The sequence below is a fragment of the Clostridioides sp. ES-S-0190-01 genome (assembly GCF_020658275.1).
Classification (GTDB): domain Bacteria; phylum Bacillota; class Clostridia; order Peptostreptococcales; family Peptostreptococcaceae; genus Clostridioides.
On sequence record NZ_JACVWA010000001.1, the window covers coordinates 14,731 to 32,346 of the forward strand.

At 25.6% G+C, this 17,616-nt stretch carries 13 protein-coding genes; 8 read left to right on the top strand and 5 right to left on the bottom strand.

What is annotated here, in order from left to right; genetic code table 11:
* Positions 1-223: 223 nt before the first annotated feature.
* Positions 224-1,957, top strand: a complete 1,734-nt coding sequence (locus tag IC214_RS00095) for a radical SAM protein (RefSeq protein WP_227825197.1) — start codon at positions 224-226, stop codon at positions 1,955-1,957.
* 54 nt (positions 1,958-2,011) lie between these two features.
* Here IC214_RS00095 and IC214_RS00100 read toward each other — a convergent pair whose 3' ends face one another.
* Entirely contained in the window at positions 2,012-2,668 is a 657-nt protein-coding gene (locus IC214_RS00100) for a hypothetical protein (RefSeq protein WP_227825198.1), read from the bottom strand.
* Positions 2,669-2,805: 137 nt separating this feature from the next.
* Between IC214_RS00100 and IC214_RS00105 the strand changes: the two genes are divergently transcribed.
* The 3 genes from IC214_RS00105 to IC214_RS00115 all read left to right on the top strand — a co-directional run bounded on the left by IC214_RS00105 (position 2,806) and on the right by IC214_RS00115 (position 5,653).
* Complete coding sequence (locus tag IC214_RS00105) at positions 2,806-3,585, top strand: hypothetical protein (protein ID WP_227825199.1); 780 nt, start codon at positions 2,806-2,808, stop codon at positions 3,583-3,585.
* A gap of 94 nt (positions 3,586-3,679) precedes the next feature.
* Positions 3,680-3,880 carry a hypothetical protein gene (locus tag IC214_RS00110; protein ID WP_227825200.1) on the top strand — a complete coding sequence of 67 codons (201 nt, stop codon included), beginning with the start codon at positions 3,680-3,682 and terminating at the stop codon, positions 3,878-3,880.
* Positions 3,881-3,919: 39 nt separating this feature from the next.
* On the top strand, positions 3,920-5,653 hold the full coding sequence (locus IC214_RS00115; RefSeq protein WP_227825201.1) for an ATP-dependent metallopeptidase FtsH/Yme1/Tma family protein: 1,734 nt from the start codon (positions 3,920-3,922) through the stop codon (positions 5,651-5,653).
* Between the two features lie 34 nt (positions 5,654-5,687).
* Here the strand turns inward: IC214_RS00115 and IC214_RS00120 are convergent, their stop codons facing one another.
* Positions 5,688-6,524 carry a hypothetical protein gene (locus IC214_RS00120; protein WP_227825202.1) on the bottom strand — a complete coding sequence of 279 codons (837 nt, stop codon included), beginning with the start codon at positions 6,522-6,524 and terminating at the stop codon, positions 5,688-5,690.
* A 21-nt stretch (positions 6,525-6,545) separates the two neighbouring features.
* Complete coding sequence (locus IC214_RS00125; RefSeq protein ID WP_227825203.1) at positions 6,546-7,373, bottom strand: hypothetical protein; 828 nt, start codon at positions 7,371-7,373, stop codon at positions 6,546-6,548.
* Between the two features lie 226 nt (positions 7,374-7,599).
* On the opposite strand from IC214_RS00125, the gene ligA reads away from it, so the two are divergent.
* The 3 genes from ligA (at position 7,600) to IC214_RS00140 (ending at position 11,479) form a co-directional block, all read left to right on the top strand.
* Positions 7,600-9,591, top strand: a complete 1,992-nt coding sequence (gene ligA, locus IC214_RS00130) for an NAD-dependent DNA ligase LigA (protein ID WP_227825204.1) — start codon at positions 7,600-7,602, stop codon at positions 9,589-9,591.
* A 68-nt stretch (positions 9,592-9,659) separates the two neighbouring features.
* Complete coding sequence (locus tag IC214_RS00135) at positions 9,660-10,931, top strand: hypothetical protein (protein ID WP_227825205.1); 1,272 nt, start codon at positions 9,660-9,662, stop codon at positions 10,929-10,931.
* A gap of 14 nt (positions 10,932-10,945) precedes the next feature.
* The gene (locus IC214_RS00140; RefSeq protein WP_227825206.1) at positions 10,946-11,479 is read left to right on the top strand and encodes a hypothetical protein; all 534 of its coding nucleotides are present in this window, start codon (positions 10,946-10,948) and stop codon (positions 11,477-11,479) included.
* Between the two features lie 31 nt (positions 11,480-11,510).
* Here IC214_RS00140 and IC214_RS00145 read toward each other — a convergent pair whose 3' ends face one another.
* Together IC214_RS00145 and IC214_RS00150 are read right to left on the bottom strand one after the other, a co-directional pair.
* Positions 11,511-12,320, bottom strand: a complete 810-nt coding sequence (locus IC214_RS00145) for a tyrosine-type recombinase/integrase (protein ID WP_227825207.1) — start codon at positions 12,318-12,320, stop codon at positions 11,511-11,513.
* Positions 12,321-12,349: 29 nt separating this feature from the next.
* Positions 12,350-12,739 carry a hypothetical protein gene (locus tag IC214_RS00150; protein WP_227825208.1) on the bottom strand — a complete coding sequence of 130 codons (390 nt, stop codon included), beginning with the start codon at positions 12,737-12,739 and terminating at the stop codon, positions 12,350-12,352.
* Positions 12,740-13,248: 509 nt separating this feature from the next.
* Here IC214_RS00150 and IC214_RS00155 point away from each other — a divergent pair.
* On the top strand, positions 13,249-17,583 hold the full coding sequence (locus IC214_RS00155) for a cell wall-binding repeat-containing protein (protein ID WP_227825209.1): 4,335 nt from the start codon (positions 13,249-13,251) through the stop codon (positions 17,581-17,583).
* Positions 17,584-17,616: the final 33 nt, after the last annotated feature.

Consider the following 17,616-nt stretch of genomic DNA (forward strand, 5'->3'; position numbering starts at 1 on the left):
GAGTTAATAAAAATTTGAAGTTATATATAATAACAAGTTAACATTATGATTTATTCAATTATAGGCGAAATACTTCATCTTCAACGTAAGTAGGGTGGAGTATTTCAAAGTTGTTAAATCTAAAAAGAGTCAAAATTTAAAATGATAAAGTTATATTTTTATATACATAAAGTATAAGATAGATTAGAAAATATAACTTTATTTTAATGGGAGGATTTCTTTTATGGAAAGTATAGCTAAAGTATGTTTATTTAAACATATTGATATGGATGGGGAAAGTTCAGAGATTGTTTTAGAGTTAAATAATATTAATGTTTTAAAATCAGTTGGATGTGATTATAGTAATGTAGATAAGCTTGTATTAGATTTTATTAATAAAAAAGAATATTTAAATTTTGATATGACTTATATAGTTGATATAAGTGTATCAAATGAAGTTGCTAAAAAGATAGATGAAGTTGTAAAAGAAGGAGCAAAGTTTAAACTTATAGATCATCATAAGACGGCTTTAGATTTAAATAAGTATTTTTGGGCAAAAGTAATACTATTTGATAGAAAAGGAAAACCCACTTGTGGCACAAAGCTTCTTTTTGAAGATGTATTTGGACCTTCAGATTTATATTTTAAAGAACTAAGATATTTTGTTGAATTAGTTCAGGAGTGGGATACTTTTTCATGGACAAAAACTAACAATCTTGAAGCTGTAAGACTAAATGATTTGTTTGAAGAAATGGGATCTATTGATTTTATAAAATCAATTATCGAAAAGATAACTAATAATAAGGAATTGTTTAGTGAAGAAGAAAATATTAAGATAGATTTAAAAACAAAAAGTAGAATAGATTATTTTGATGAAATTGGAGCGAAGTTAGTACAACGAAAAATGAATTTGTTAAAAGATGAAAAACAACAAGAGTTTAATGTTGGGATAGTAAGTGTTGATGATAGGAGAGAAATAAGTCTTTTAGGTCATTTCTTATATACTAAATTTGACAAGTTAGATTTTATAGCTATATTGAATAAATTAAATAATAATGTTAGCTTAAGAACGAATAAAAATATTGATTTAAGTGAAATAGCTAAACTAAACTTTAATGGAGGAGGGCATCCTTCTTCCGCTGGGTGTGATTTGGATATCTTCATGGATAAACTGAATATAAGCTTTAGAAAAGGAAGGGAGGACGTTTCTGTAACAGTATTTGCACCTTTTGATTGTATAAATAATTGTGAGTTTTGTACATCAAAAAAAGAATACAAAAAAGGTTTACCAAACATTGAAAATATTAAAAAGTCTATAAGCATGTTAAATAAAAAAGGATTTAAAAGCTTTGTTTTTACAGGAGGAGAACCTTTTGCAGATTTAGAGATATTAAAAGATTTAATTAATTTAATAGATAAAGATAAAATTGTTTATATAAACACCACTCTACCAAAACATAAAATATTAGATACCATTAACTATATTAATACAGAAAATAGAATTAAAGGAATAAGTTTAAGTAGGCATGATGGAGTAATTTTAGATGATTTAGCAGAAGATTATTATCTAAATGATATAAAGAAAGATATAAGAATAAATAGTGTTTTAACTAATAGTACAAACATAACAAATATTATAGAAAGATTTAGTCGTTTTAAAAATGTCCTTATAAATTTTAGAGCTGATTATAGATATATGGCAGATTCTAATTTAAAAATCTTGGATGGGATAGGTCTTGATTTATTTAACAATAGTTGTTATAAAATGATTTATTCTGGAGGAAGTGATATTTGTCAAGATTTTGAATTTATTAGACTAACAGATGGGCTTAAAGTACGATACCATAAAGGGCTTGAATCTTCTTCTTTTGAGGTAGGAAATACTATAATATACTATGACTTAATAATTAAACCCAATGGGGAAGTATATTATGATTGGGATGACAAAGATCTTGGGATAAAAAGCTTATTAAGATAATTATTTACTTTTTAATAAAAAAACGTTCTGAAAATAATCAGAACGTTTTTTAAATTAAGATAATAAATAACTATTAGTATCTGTTTTAAAATATTTATAATAATGAGATAAACAATAATCTTCAACGCTATTTTCAGAATTATCTTCAGCTTTATACAATCTCTTAGGTAGAAGAAAGTTTATAAATAAAGTGTGCCTTAGTTCATGTATAATGGTTGTCCATAAGCAATCATTTATTTCTTCTTTTAGATTTATATTGCCTTCTTTTAGTACAATACTTCTAATTAATTTGAAATTTATGATGCATAATCCATTCTCTACCCATGTTATTCCAAGGTGTTTTTCTAAATCTATGACTTCAAGGGAATACTGATCTCCAGTAAAGTCATATAGCTCCTCTAAATCTTTTTCATTTTCAATTATCCATAATCCGTTAAAAGTAATAAAGGTGTTAATATCTATATCTTTCAAAATCTTATTTATTAAATTATTTTTGTTTATACTATATTTAATAGGGATATATTTACTTATATATATATTATTTCTCAGCTTTTCTTCAGAAAAGTGTTCTAAAAAATTTAATGTTATCTCTTTTTTATAATCATAAATATTGATAAATTCATTACATTCATATAACTTATCAAGCTCCCCCTTGTTAATTAATCTATTTACCTTTTTTAATATCTCTTTTTTACTCATTTTGTATTCCAATTTTATCCTCTCCATTCATTTTAATTTATTAAAAAAAAGCTTTTAAATAAAATATCTATTATATATATGCAAATAAAGAATATTTTATATTATAAATTTTATATACTATATAAAATCACAATAAGGAGAATAAATATATGAGAAAGAGAGTAATTATATTTTTTATATTAAGTATTATTATTGGTGTGGCTGTAGGATGTATAGTAAAGGATTATACAGGTAATAAGTCTAATAAAAGTGTAAAGGTAGTAGAAGATAATTTATCTAAACAATTTCAAAAAGTATTAAACAGTGAAATCAAAAAGGTTAAAGATGAATATGAAGTAAAATTAAATGAAGAAAGAAAGAAAGATAAGAGTGATAGTTCATCAGTTGTTTTTAATAAACAGATGATTAAATTAAGACAATTGGTTAGTAAATATTATAAAAATAATGATAAGGAAGCTTTATATTTAGCAGTAGATGGAACTGGGAATATAAATAAATTGTCACTAACCTATAATAAAGAGCACAATATTTGTATCGAAGATAATAAGCAAGATATCGAAAATACTTATAGTATAGAGCATACTCAAAAAATAGATATAAATAATGAAAATAATATATCTGATTCAATTACTTTTAAAATATTAAATAGAGGTGAAGATACATTTAATATTAATAACCACCAGTTGTTTATTGACTATATTCAAATTTTGATGAATAAAGATTTAAGCAATAAAGATAAAAGTGCTTTAAATGTACAAGTCAATATGAATTTATCAGAATTATCTTCTGTAGAAGATTTAAACACATATTTATATAATAAAGATTCTTTGAAGATAAATAATTTTATATTTTCAGTTAAAAAAATAGAAGATAAAGAATTTGATTTAAAAGGAATTGAGTATTCTATAAATTCTAATACAGAAAAATAATAAATAAATTTTATATAAACAATAAAAATGTACAAATTTTATTGGAATTATATTATAATATAGATATATAAATATTATAAAGAGGTGATAATGTTTGAAAGAAATCTACAAAGTTGGTGATGTAGTTGACTATAATTACATTAAAGATAATAGTGTTAAAGCTATTGTAAAAAAAATAGAAGAAGAAGGAGTATTAATTGAAATATTAATATGTAATAAGAAGTCAGAGAAAATATTACAAGAGGATAGAATAGTTTCTTACAAAGAGATAACTCCAGTAAAAAAGAGTATATAGCTTAGTATTAGAAATTATCTAAGAAGAAAGTAGGATCGTATGAAAAAGAATAAAAAGGTAAGATTATTGATTGCTTTTTTAGTAGGACTAATTATTGCTGTGATAGTATTCTTTATTCAAAAAGATAATATAAAGTCACTTTTAGATATAAAGGAAATATCATATAAAAAGTTTGAACAGATGGTAGAGAAAAAAGAAGTAAAAGAGATTTCTTTAGATATAATTGATGGGAAATATGTTAGAGTTAAAGATAAAAAAGATAATTCTTACATAACTTTAAATCCTAAATATAATAACTTTAAAAAAGAGATGTTAGAAAAGAATATATATGTTAAAGAGAGAAAAGTAATTAAGCTTAAATTATCAACAATAGTTTTAATTTTATTTTTAGTATTAATGTTTAAAAGTAGTTCATTATTAAAAAATAAATTTGATACTATTGCTGAAACACCTGAAGTTAAGTTTAAGGATGTAGCTGGACTTGATGGGGCAAAAGAAGATTTAAAGTTATTGGTAGATTTTATGAAAAAGCCTAAAGAATTTACTTCTAAAGGAGCTATTTTACCAAAAGGGGCTATACTTTATGGTACTCCAGGCACAGGGAAGACTTTAATTGCTAAGGCTGTGGCTGGAGAAGCAGGAGTACCCTTTTTTTCTATAAATGGTTCTGACTTTATAGAATTATATGTTGGGTTAGGAGCAAAAAGAGTTAGAGAATTATTTGAAGAAGCTAAGAAAAAGGCTCCAGCTATACTATTTATTGATGAGATTGATTCAATAGGTGGAAAAAGAGGATGCTCAGGAGAAAACAGTGAACAAAGACAAACCATAAATGCTTTGTTAGCTGAAATAGATGGGTTTGATGGCTCTGAGGGAGTTTTTATATTATGTGCAACTAATAGGATAGAAGATTTAGATGGAGCTCTTATAAGACCAGGACGATTTGATAAGCATATAAGTATACCTCTTCCTGAAACGTCTGAAGACCGTTTAAATATAATTAAAATGTATTTAAATAAAAAAGATAGAAAGTATTCAAATGATTTAGACTTAAAAAGTATAGCTAATGAGACAATCGGATTTAGTCCAGCAGATATTAGTTCTCTAATAAATGAATCTATTTTAATTTCTATACAATTAAAAAAAGATAAGATTGATAAAGAGTGTTTAGATAAAGCGTTATACAAGATGCTTTTAAAAGGACATGAAAAAAAGAACAGGTCTAACAATTTAGATGAACTTAAATTAATATCACACCATGAAGCTGGCCATGCATTAGTTGCTAAATTAATGGGATTAGAAGTAAATAAAGTGACTATTATACCATCTACTTCTGGAGCTGGAGGAGCTACATTCATAACTCCTAAAAAAATAAATCTACATTCTAAAAAAGAAATTGTTGAAATGATAAAAGTTGATTATGCTGGTAGAATAGCAGAAATTTTGTTATTTAATGATGAAGAATGTGTAACAACAGGATGTACATCTGATATAAAAAATGCAACCCAAAGGATTTATGGGATGATTGCAGAATTTGGAATGAGTGATACTTATGGCATGATAAATCTAAATTGTTTAAAAATTAAAAGTGATATAGTATTGGAAGCTGTTAAAAAAGAAGCATTAAGAATAAAAGAAGAAACAACAACATTGTTGTCTAATAACAAGTACTTATTAGAAAAAATAGCAGATACACTTTTTGAAAAAGAAACAATTTCTGGAGAAGAGCTTGAATCTATATTAAAAGAAAACTCTGATTATATAAAAATGTAGCCCATGTTTAAACATGGGCTATTTATTTATAAAGTTATACTGAGTATAAGTTAGGATATTCTTTTAAATCTTTCTTAATGCTATCTGTTAATTGTAAGAAAGAGCTCTCTTTAGAGAAAATGAGAGGTTTAGTCCTTCTTTGTGAAGATAATTGGTTAATATTATAGAAAGCTTCTATTAGTTCATTACTTAATGTGTAATCATTTTCTGATAAGCATATAGATGCAAGTAACAACCATTCTTCAAATAGAGAAGAAATAATTTTTTCATTCATGCAATCTTCAAAATTCATACTATATGCTAATTTTAATACTTCTATTGTATTTTTATCTTTGTATAAAAGTCTATTGCTTGATGACATAAGATATAATATTATTTTTCTATTATTTGAAATATAAGTATTTAAATTAAAAAAAATATTTAAGATGTCTTTTTCTAAATATATTAATCCAAATTCTTTTAGAATAAATGTGATTATACAATTCTTTTTAGTTAAAAATTTTGATAATTTGTCTAATTTTCTAAGTTCAGTTAAATATACATTATATGTTTTACCCATTTTAAATATTGAAGAATTTATTTCTAAGGCTTCTTTTAATATGAGAATAGAATTAAAATTTTCTTCTTTTATGTTTTTATAGTCTCTTATAACTAAAACTTTAATAATAGATAAAATTAGTAGCATTATTAATACCAAAGGGACTTGGATTATCAAAATAAATATAGAAAAAAACGACAATGGCATAAAGAAAAATAAGCATATATATAATAAGATTAAAATAGGAGTTACTCTCTTAAAATATTTTTTCAATAATTCTGTTTTATATTCTTTTAATAATTCTTTGATTGTATTCCTGTAATATATAAACAATTTATACCTCCTTTAGTATATTTATAATAAATCGCTTGTTATAGACTCTGTTAATTTAAGAAAATAACTATCTTCATTTTGAGTTTTGGAATCTTTTCTATTTAAACTTACTGATAAATTTTCAATATTATCAAATGCTTTTATTAAATCATTACTTAACTTAAAATTATTTTTTGAGAGGTAATCTAATGAAATTAATAGCCATTCATCGAGTAAATCTGGTATCATACCTACAAGCTCTTCTGAATGTGATATTGCATACGCTCTTTTAAAAATATCTCTTGTATCATTATCATATAAGTTTGTATTATCTGACATACAATATAATATAAGACTTCTTAATGTTAAAAGAAAATCTTCTAATTTAAAATAATTACCTAATAACGGAGGTTCCAGCCTTATAACATAAGCATCATGTAAAATTAATGTTATTATTTTGTATTTTCCTTCAAGGAATTGTGTGAATTTACTCATTTTATTTATCTCATCATTCCTAAGTTTATATAAATAAGGCTCAATGTTAAAGAGTTTTTGACCATTTTTCATAATATCATTAAATACTAAAATTTTATAAAAGAATTTATCGTCTATTTCTTTATATTTTTTTTCCTTAAGAATTTTAAGTGTGGAAAATATAATATTCAATTGGGTTAAAGGTAAAGTAATTGATACACTTATTATTATACTTATTATCATATTAAGATTTAACATTTCGTAAAGCATATTAAATATACCAAAACCAATTGAAAGAAGAGCAATATAAATGCAAATAGAGAGTTCTTTTACCCCAGCCACATATGGCTCGAACCGATATTCTTTTAATAGTTTTTTTATAACTTTTATTTTCATATAAATTATTTCCTTTCGTTATTATTTAATATAATTATATATTTTTTATTGACTATAAACAATAAAAATTGTAAAAATAGTAAAATATAAATACTAATCACATCGCTATAGTTCAAAATATGTTAAATTCTTGAGCTTTAAAGTTATAAACATATATAAAAATGTGTAATATATTTGGTAAACAAAAAGTTTTTAAAGATAAAAAACAATTTAGGGGGAACATGATATGAATAAGGTTAAAGAAGAAATAATGTATTTAAGGGAAGAAATAATTAAGCATGATTTATCATATGCAAAAGGTAATCCTGTAATATCAGATACCGAATATGATAAGTTGTATTTAAAATTAGTTGAATTAGAAGAAAAACATCCAGAATATAGTGATGAAAATTCACCAACAAAAAGAATAATCGACATAAAAGTAGAAGGATTAGAAAGAGTAGATCATACTATACCAATGTTGTCTCAAAAGAAAATAAACGACTTAGATGAATTAGATAAGTTTATAAAACAAATGGATGATGAACTTATAGTTGAAGATAAGTTAGATGGATTGACAATTGTATTAAAATATAAAGATGGCTTTCTTTATGAAGGAGTAACAAGAGGAGATGGGATTGTTGGAGATAATATTACCCATGTGATTCTCAATACTCCTAATGTGCCTAAAGTCATACAATTCAAAGGTTATTTAGAAGTGAGATGTGAAGGAATTATCCCAAATGAAGAATTTGAAAGGGTAAATAGTCTTTTAGGAGAAGAAGATAAATACAAATCTTCAAGGAATTTAGCTTCAGGGACAGTTAGAAGTTTAAATGGAGGAGTAGCTAAAGAAAGAGGACTTAAACTAATAGCATTTGATCTTGTTAAGGCAAACAATACTTATTTTGAAAAAGATTATGAACAGTTAGAATTTCTGAAAGAATTGGGATTTGATGTTGTCAATTATGAATTATTTAAAAAAACTGAAGAAGATCTGTTGAAATTAAAAGATTATGTTTCTAATTTTAATAAAAATGTAAGAACTTTCTTATCTTATAAGGTTGATGGTTTAGTTATTAAAGCAAACTCCTTAGTATTAAGAGAACGATTGGGTAATACAAATAAATATCCAAGATGGAGTAGTGCTTTTAAATTCGAGAATGAAGAAGCTATAACTAAACTAAAAGATTGTGTAATTGAAATTGGCAAGAGTGGACAATTAACACCAGTAGCCATCTTTGAGCCAGTACAAATAGATGGTATAACAATATCAAAAGCTACATTGTCTAATTTTAAAAATGTCAAAGATAAAGATATTAAAATAGGTGATAGAGTAGTAGTAGCAAGAGCTAATGATGTTATCCCTAAAATAGAACGTTCTATTAAAGAAGATAGGACTGGAGAAGAAAAAGAAATAGAAATCCCTAAACTTTGCCCTGTTTGTAATGAACCAATAGTAAAAGAAAATGTTCATTATTTTTGTGTAAATGATGATTGTCCAGCACAAATAGAAGGGAAAATAATTCATTTTGTAAGTAAAAAAAGCTTAGATATAGATGGATTAGGAGAAGAATCTATAAAATTATTCTTAGATAATGGTTTAATATCTTCAATAATAGATATATTTTATTTAAAAGATAAGAAGGATAATTTATTGAAACTTGATAAATATGCTGATAAAAAAGTTAATAACTTATTAGAAAATATAGAAGCTTCCAAACAGGCTTCTTTATCTAAAATATTACATGGACTTTCAATTAAATTAATTGGAGGAAGAGCTTCAAAAGAATTAGCTGATAAATTCATAAGTATGGAAAATATATTAAATATATCCAAAAATGTGGAAGAATTTAAGCAAAGTATATTGTCTATAAACAATTTTGGAGAAGAAATGTCAAATAATTTAGTATTATTTTTTAAGGATGAAAGAAATATAGAATTAATAAATAAATTAATGGAGGTAGGATTTAAAATGGAAGAACAAATAGTTAAAGTCAATGAAGAGGAAAATATGTTAACAGGTAAAACAGTAGTTATAACAGGTAAATTTACTAATTTTACAAGAGAAGAATTGACGGAAAAAATTGAGAATAAATTTGGAGGTAAATGCTCTAAATCTGTGTCTAAAAAAACAGATTTCTTGATTTATGGAGATAAAGCAGGGAGTAAGTATAATAAAGCATTAGAATTAGGTGTAAAACTAATTACAGAAAAGGAACTTCTTGATATAATATAAATAAGAATTAATAAAAACAATATTTAAATTTAAATATTGTTTTTTTATTAAGGAAGAAGGTGTTATTAGTGGTAAAATCAATAAATTACTATGAAACAGAAAATAAAAAGCGTATTTATGTTAAGATAGTTGACCGAAAAACAGATGCCTATTTTGATGTTATAAAAAATGAGTGGGCTCCTAAAAAAATAAAAGAAATAGAAGAAGAGGTATTTAAGTTTGCTGGCGTTGACAACATAGATGAATTTAAGAAAATAAAGAATAACATTTATACTTCAAAAGATAAAGACCAAGTTTTTATAAGTAAATTTAATAAGATTAAAAATTATACAATGACTGATAAATATTTTAAGGAAATAAAAGAAATCATTAAAGAAATTGATAATAGTAAAATAGAAAAAGAAATTATTAATATTGAGAAAAATAGAAAAGAGTACTTAAAAGAAAGAATCTATAAGACACTATCATATATGAATAAAAACAATAGAAAAGAGAAATATGAGGATATAAGTACAGATATAATTAAATTAGAGAAACTTAACTATAATACTAAAGATATAAAACAAGAGCTTGAAGATAAATATAGTAAGTTAACAGTACAATACTATATAGGCAAATTTGAATATAATCTTAACTGTATAAGGGAGTATAAAAGAATAAGTGATAATAAAATTAAACTATGTAAATCTTCAATTAAAAAATTGAACGAGCTTGGAGAAAATACAAGTGCTTTAGAAAATAAATTAGAAGAAACTATAAATGAGAAAAAAGAACAAATAGAAATTGAAAGATTGAAAAGTATTGAGAAACTAAGAAAAAATACAATATATCTAAGTTATTTAAAGGATGGAACTTTTAGATTAGAGAACAAGGATTATACTAACTACGATGAAATTAAAAAATTAATAAAGGAATTAGAAATAGGAGAATTTGATGGGTTACATTCAATTATAGTTAATATTAAAAAATTAGATGATAATGAAATTAACTATGAAATAGTCAATAAAAAGGTTACAAAAATACCAACTCTTACTGAACTAAAGGAGATGCCTTCTGTATTTCGTTTAAGAGGTTGTACTTTTAAAGAAAATGCAAATAAAGGTTGTTATGTAGCAGTTTGCGATGAACTTGGTACAGTTATTTATTTTCTAACAAGTATTGAGAAGGTTAATAAATCTGGGACGATGATAACTTACGACTTTCCTCATTTCGAATTTGAAAGTGATTCTTATTATGCCGTAAGATATGGAAAACTATATGATATAAGAAAGAGAGTCTACAAATTTGTTAATGAAAGATGGTATGAAGTAAGTTATACTTATAATGTAGAATATAAATAATTGGAGGAGTATATATGGCAGTTTCTGATATGAAAAGAATAGCAGTAGGAGAAAAATTTCCAGGTGAACTACATGGTGGGATAGGTATTACTCTTGGAGAAGCTGGATTTACAGCTATATTTAAATTAAAGGATTTGGATAAAGAAGAAATATTAAACTTCCACACAGGTGATTTAAGAATAGATATATCTTTTTTAGAAAAAATAATATTCTTTGTATTTGATAATCCAAAAGGCATAGGAAGTGCAGATATTCCTTTTACAGTGCATTTGGCAGATGTTAAAGAGTTGCAAGAAATTAAAGAAAATGAAGGTTATAGAATGGACCTTATATTAGTAGAAGGTAAGAATAATATTGTAAAAGGCCTTAGAATGATTAGTTTTAACAATAGAACCTCTAAATATATAAAAAAATATATAGATGCACAATTATTAGAAACAGATTTTAATAAAGAAAATTATAAGGAAAAAATAATTACTTTACAAAAAAAATATAAATTTAAAGATATTAAAGGGATGTCAAGAGCATATACCAGTTTTAAAAGATAATATAATAAAGATGGTTATATAACCATCTTTATTATATTTGTATGCTATTTATTTCTTCTAATAATTCTCTTTTACTTAATTGCATATAGATATCTGTAGTCGAAAGAGAATGTCCAAGGAGTTGTTTTATTGCAGAATAGCTAACTCCTTTTTTATCTAAATTTTTAGTAAACAAATGCCTAAAAGCATGAGGATAAACTGAATCTTCATTTATATTGGTCAATAAAGCATACTTCTTTAATATTCTAAAAACTTCGCTTCTTGATAAAGCTCCTCTTTGACCAGAAAATAAAAATTGAGTATTATCAACTCTTTCATTATCAACATATTCTTGAAATACATTATTAAGTACCGAAGGGATGAGGATTTTTCTATATTTACTACCTTTACCTTTTATCATGATTTCATCTTTTTGTATTGATTTTACTTTAAATTGCAGTAGTTCGCTAACTCTTGCTCCAGTATAAAATAAACCTAACATTATAGCCTTAGCTCTTAAATCATTTACTTCTATCGATTTATTTAGCATTAAACGAACATCCTCATTTGTAAGCATATCATCAATGAATGTTTGGTTTTGAATCTTAGCAACTGGAACATGTATATCTATATTTTTAAATCTTAGATAAGCATTCAAAGAGTTTATTTTTCTGTTTACAGTTTTAATCGAGTAATCTTCAATTATTTCATTTTTGTATCTTTTTAATAATGTTTTGTCTATATCTTCATTCTTATATATATTTAAAAACTGTTTTATATCTAATGTATAGTTATACTTAGTGTTTTTAGATAATTTTTGTATGCTTTTTTCAAATTCAAATAATTCATTCTCAATATTCATCTCTCTAAATACACCCCATTATTATATTTTCATCTGCGTTCTATCCTAAGACAATGTGTTTCATAGTCTTCTTCTTTTCCCTTATTTTTAGTATATTTTTGAACAACTCCATATAATTTTAATTTATCTCCTGTTTTTAATATTCCTAAATTCTTAAAGGTATTAGTTATTTTAAACCATTGATGCCCTATGTAATATTTTTCCCCTTTATGTTCGATTATTATATTTTTCAGTAATATTCTATAGCTTCTTTTGTCCTTAATATATCTTGTAGCACTGTCATTGTAGACAAGGCCATACTTTTCAAACTTGGCAATTGCATTTACTTTTAATCCTAAAAATTGCTTAAGATCTTTTCTTATATTTGAACACCACCATTTTATAATATTTCTTATTTTATTAATTATATCAAAAAACATATATATTTTAAATTATTTTTTTACAATTTAATATTTTATATAAAATATTAAATTGTAAAAAAATACAGATATCTATTTTTATAAATAACTTATTGTTTATATAAAATTTTTTGTGTTTTATTTTAAATAAACATATATATATGTTATAAATATTTGTATTTAATATATAATATAATATTAAAACCTAAATTCTGAAAAATTATATTTACGAAATTTTCCTTTAGTTGAGAACTCACAACATAGTTTATACTATGTTGTGAGTTCTTGTTTTTTTGAAGCTTTATTTTAGCCTTAGAGATAGCTTGGAAATATTCGCAATGTATTTATATAGATTAAGGTTAATATCTCTTAAAAACGATTTTAAGGCTTAAAATGAGGGAATCAGCGAAAATAGTAAGGAATATAACGATATTAAAAATAAGCCCTATTCTATACTTGAAAAATTTATAAAATATATATTGATTCTATATAATGTAGTATATTTTTATGAATAGGAGGTATTTTATAACATGAATAATATAAAAAAATCTCTTTTGGTAATATTGAATATGATTTTAATATTATCAAATGTATATATTCCAATAAACGCTTTAGAAAGAGATGTAAATGTAAATGTAGCTCAAGACCCAGATATTGATATAGTTTTAGTTGCTGGGAAAACAGGGACTTCTTTAGGTTCTTTTGAATCAGATATAAAGAATTCTTTAAAATCGAAAGGAGTTAATATAAACAAGGTTAATGTTCAAGCGATACAGTCGAGTCAGATTACTGCTGAAAGTAATTTTACTTGGCAAAAATATGACCATGGTAAAGGATCTGTTTCTAACAACGATGTTATTTTTAATGGATATACTGAGGAAGGATATTCAGATTTTTGGTTTTGTAACAATACTAAGATAGGAGAAAAAACTTTCACTTTTACATTAAATGAAAGTCAAGTAAAATACCACTCTTTCATGGGTGGAGGATTTTTATTTGGAATGAAAGATTATGGAGATGGAACTTTTGAAGGATATACTTTGCTTATAGATTCAGGGACTATGAGTATAAAGAAAATTCCAAGAGTATCTAAAACAACATTTAGTAATACTAATGGGAATTTTGCATATGAAAATCCAAGTGGTTTAGGCACATCTTCTGTGGCTAAGATGTCAACTCAGACACATGATATTAAAATGGTTTTAGTTGATAACTCTGTTAAGGTCTATGAGAATAATACACTTAAACTTGATTATACATTAAGTACATCTACACCTGGAGAGGGATTTGGTATAATAGCAGATCACAATTCTCATAATTGTAGTGAGACTTCTACATTTAGACTTAGTAATTTAGTTATGAGAACAGAAACAAGTAAAGAGTTTAATGAGGTTTTAAGAGGTCCTGAATGGAGAGATAACTCTGTTAAATTTATAGTTAATGTTGAAGATAAAGAAAGACCAGATTTTAATTCTTCAACTGCATTAGGAGAAATTGTTTCAAGGATGTTAAATGAAGATATATATTTAGTAAATTTAGGTACTACCAACTCAAAAGGGCAAATTGATAAGTTAATAGCATCTAATAATAACAATGGAATATTTATAAATAACGCAAATTATAGTAGTAGTATAGATAAAACTGCTCAATACATATTAGATCAACTAAATATATTAACTAAGCCTTCTCCATATGTACTAATTAATACACCATTTAAATATTCTATCACACCAGAAGAGTTAAAAACAAATACAATTAGTGAAAATTTCCCTGATGGAGCATGGAAAATAGACCACGATTACACTTATTTTGATAATTCAATGGGGAAGTCATCTATATCTGGACTTTACATGAATAATTTTAATTTGAAACTTGATAAACCTGGTAAATTGGATATTTCATTTGAAGATAAAAACGTTATACCTGCAAGCTTATATGTTCATAGGAAACCAATAGCTAATTTTGGATTCAGTTTATCTTCGAATGGGTCTGGATATAACATTAATTATACAGAAGCTTCCTATGATGAAGATGGCATAACAAAGTCGGACAGAGGGGTTAAAGAAAAAGAGTGGAAATATAAAACAACTACAGGTAGTAGTTGGATAAATGGTAGACCAGCTACTATAAATCAAAACACAGACTATATTGTACAATTGAGAGTTAAAGATTATCAAGATGTATGGAGTACCCCTGATGTTAAGTATATAACAACCAGCAATGAAGCAGTTAAGCCAATAGCTTCATTTAATTCTCCTAAAACAATAACTAAATATGAAACTTTAGATGTAGTAGACACCTCATATGATCCATATGCACGTTCAATTTCTCAATATGAATGGGAAATCTTTAATAGTAAAGGAACATCTATATATAAAAGTAGTGTTCCAAATAAGAATTTAGGTAGCTATGGAGTTGGTACGTATATATATTCCTTAAAGGTAAAAAATTCTCAGAATGTATGGTCTCCAGTATTTAAGAGAGCTATAAATGTTGTGGCTGATACTAATGCTCCTGATATATTTGCTGATATTGTAAACCATCAAGGGACACCTGATGAAATAGACGTGAACTTGAGTTTTACAGATTTAGGAGGAAGTGGATTTAATAGCTATAGGTATAAAATCTCTAATAATAAAACATCTGAGGAAAATTGGTCTGATTGGAAACAGGAATCGAAAGCTTCTATAAAAATAGATAAGTATGGAGACAATTATCTTTATGTAGAAGCCAAAGATAATGATGGTAATATAGCGAAGAGAACGTTTGGTCGATATACTAAAACTGATATAACAGCACCAAATATAAATGCAGATATAGAATCTCATCAAGGGACACCTGATGAAATAGCTGTAAATTTAAACTTTACAGATTTAGGGGGAAGTGGATTCAATAGTTATAGATATCAAGTATCTCAAAGTACAGATATAGACAACACTAAATGGTCTGACTGGATAAATAGAAATATTGCTAAGGTGAGTATTAATACTTATGGAGTAAACTATATCCATGTAGAAGCTAAAGACAATGATGGGAATACATCTAAGAAGACTTTTGGGCCTTACAAAATAACTGATGAAACTGCTCCAGAGATAGAAGCTGATATAAAAAATCATAGTGGAACTCCTGATGTTATAAAAGTGAATTTAAGTTTTAGTGATTTAGGAGGTAGTAGATTTAATAGCTATAGATACCAAATGTCTCAAAATACAGATGTAGACAGTAATAACTGGTCTGACTGGATAAATGGAGAGAGTGGAGTTATTGAAATAAGTAAATATGGCAATAATTATATTCATGTTGAGGCTAAAGACAATGATAATAATATATCTAAAAAGACATTTGGTTCATACAATATAACTGACATAACTCCACCTAAAATAGAATCAGATTTGGAAAATGACGCAGGAAGTCCTACTTCAATCAATGTTAAATTTAAATTCTCTGATGATGAAGGAAGTGGCTTTAATAGCTATAGATATAAAATAGTAACTAATGTTAAAGAAGATAAAGTTTGGTCAGAGTGGATTTCTAAAGATAATGATGTAATTAAAATAGAAAGCTATGGAGTTAATTATATTTATATAGAAGCAAAAGATAATGACAACAATATAACTCAAAAAATGTTTGGTCCATACAATCGAACAGATAATATTGCCCCTGAGATAAAAGCTGATATAGAAAATAAAGACTGGACAAGAAGTGAAATAGATGTAAATTTAAGCTTTAGTGATTTAGGTGGTAGTGGTTTTGATAGTTATAGATATCAAATTTCAAGTAATGAAAAAGAAATTGGGCCAAAGTGGTCGGAATGGATTAACAAAACAAATGATTTAATTAAAATAAGTAGCTATGGTAAAAACTATATCCATATAGAGGTGAAAGATAATGATGGTAATTTAACTAAGAAAACTTTTGGTCCTTATAATAGAGAAGCCCCACAATCTAATGGCCATGAGACTAAAATGGACGATTTATCAGGAGAGGATAGATTTGAAACAGCTATTAAGATAAGCCAAAAAGGTTGGGATTCTTCATATTACTTGGTTCTTGTAAATTCTAATTCTATTGTAGATGCCATGACATCAAGTCCATTAGCTTCATCTAAAAAATCTCCTATATTATTGACAGATAAAGAATTTATATCTGAAGATACTAAAAATGAGATTAAGAGATTGGGAGTTGAAAAAGTATATTTAATTGGTGGTGAAAATGTAATAGATAAAAGTGTGGAAGAGCAACTAACAAGCATGAATATTGAAATAGAGAGAATAGCTGGGGTGGATAGATTTGAAACCAGCTTAAAGATAGCAAAACAAGTAAAAGGGAATAGTATTAGTAAAGATGTGTTTGTTGTTAATGGAGAAAACGGACTTGCTGATGCTGTAAGTGTTGGAGCTATAGCTTCTCAAAGTAAATCTCCAATAATACTTTCAAATGGAGAATCTATTCCTATAGGAATAGATGTAGTTGAAAAATCAAATAAAGCATATTTTGTTGGTGGAGGTAGTACTATATCAGATAAATTAATCTCAGAAATACCAAATTCTATAAGGTTAGCTGGTGAAAATAGAAATGATACAAACTCAGAAGTAATAAATTTCTTTTACAAAGATGATATGTTAAATGGTATATATATAGTAAAAAATGGATCTGATAATGAAGAAAATTTAGTTGATGCATTAGCAGTTAGTGTTTTAGGAGCAAAGACTAAATCTCCAGTAATGTTAGTCGGCAACACTTTAGATGAAAAACAGATTGATTTATTTAACAATAAACATTTTGAACAAGTTGTTAAAGTAGGTGGGAGTGGGAATGAATCCTCTTTTAGCGAGATAGAAGATATAATTATTTCAAAAAGATAAAAACAAATAATGCTTACTTATAGTAATAATAAA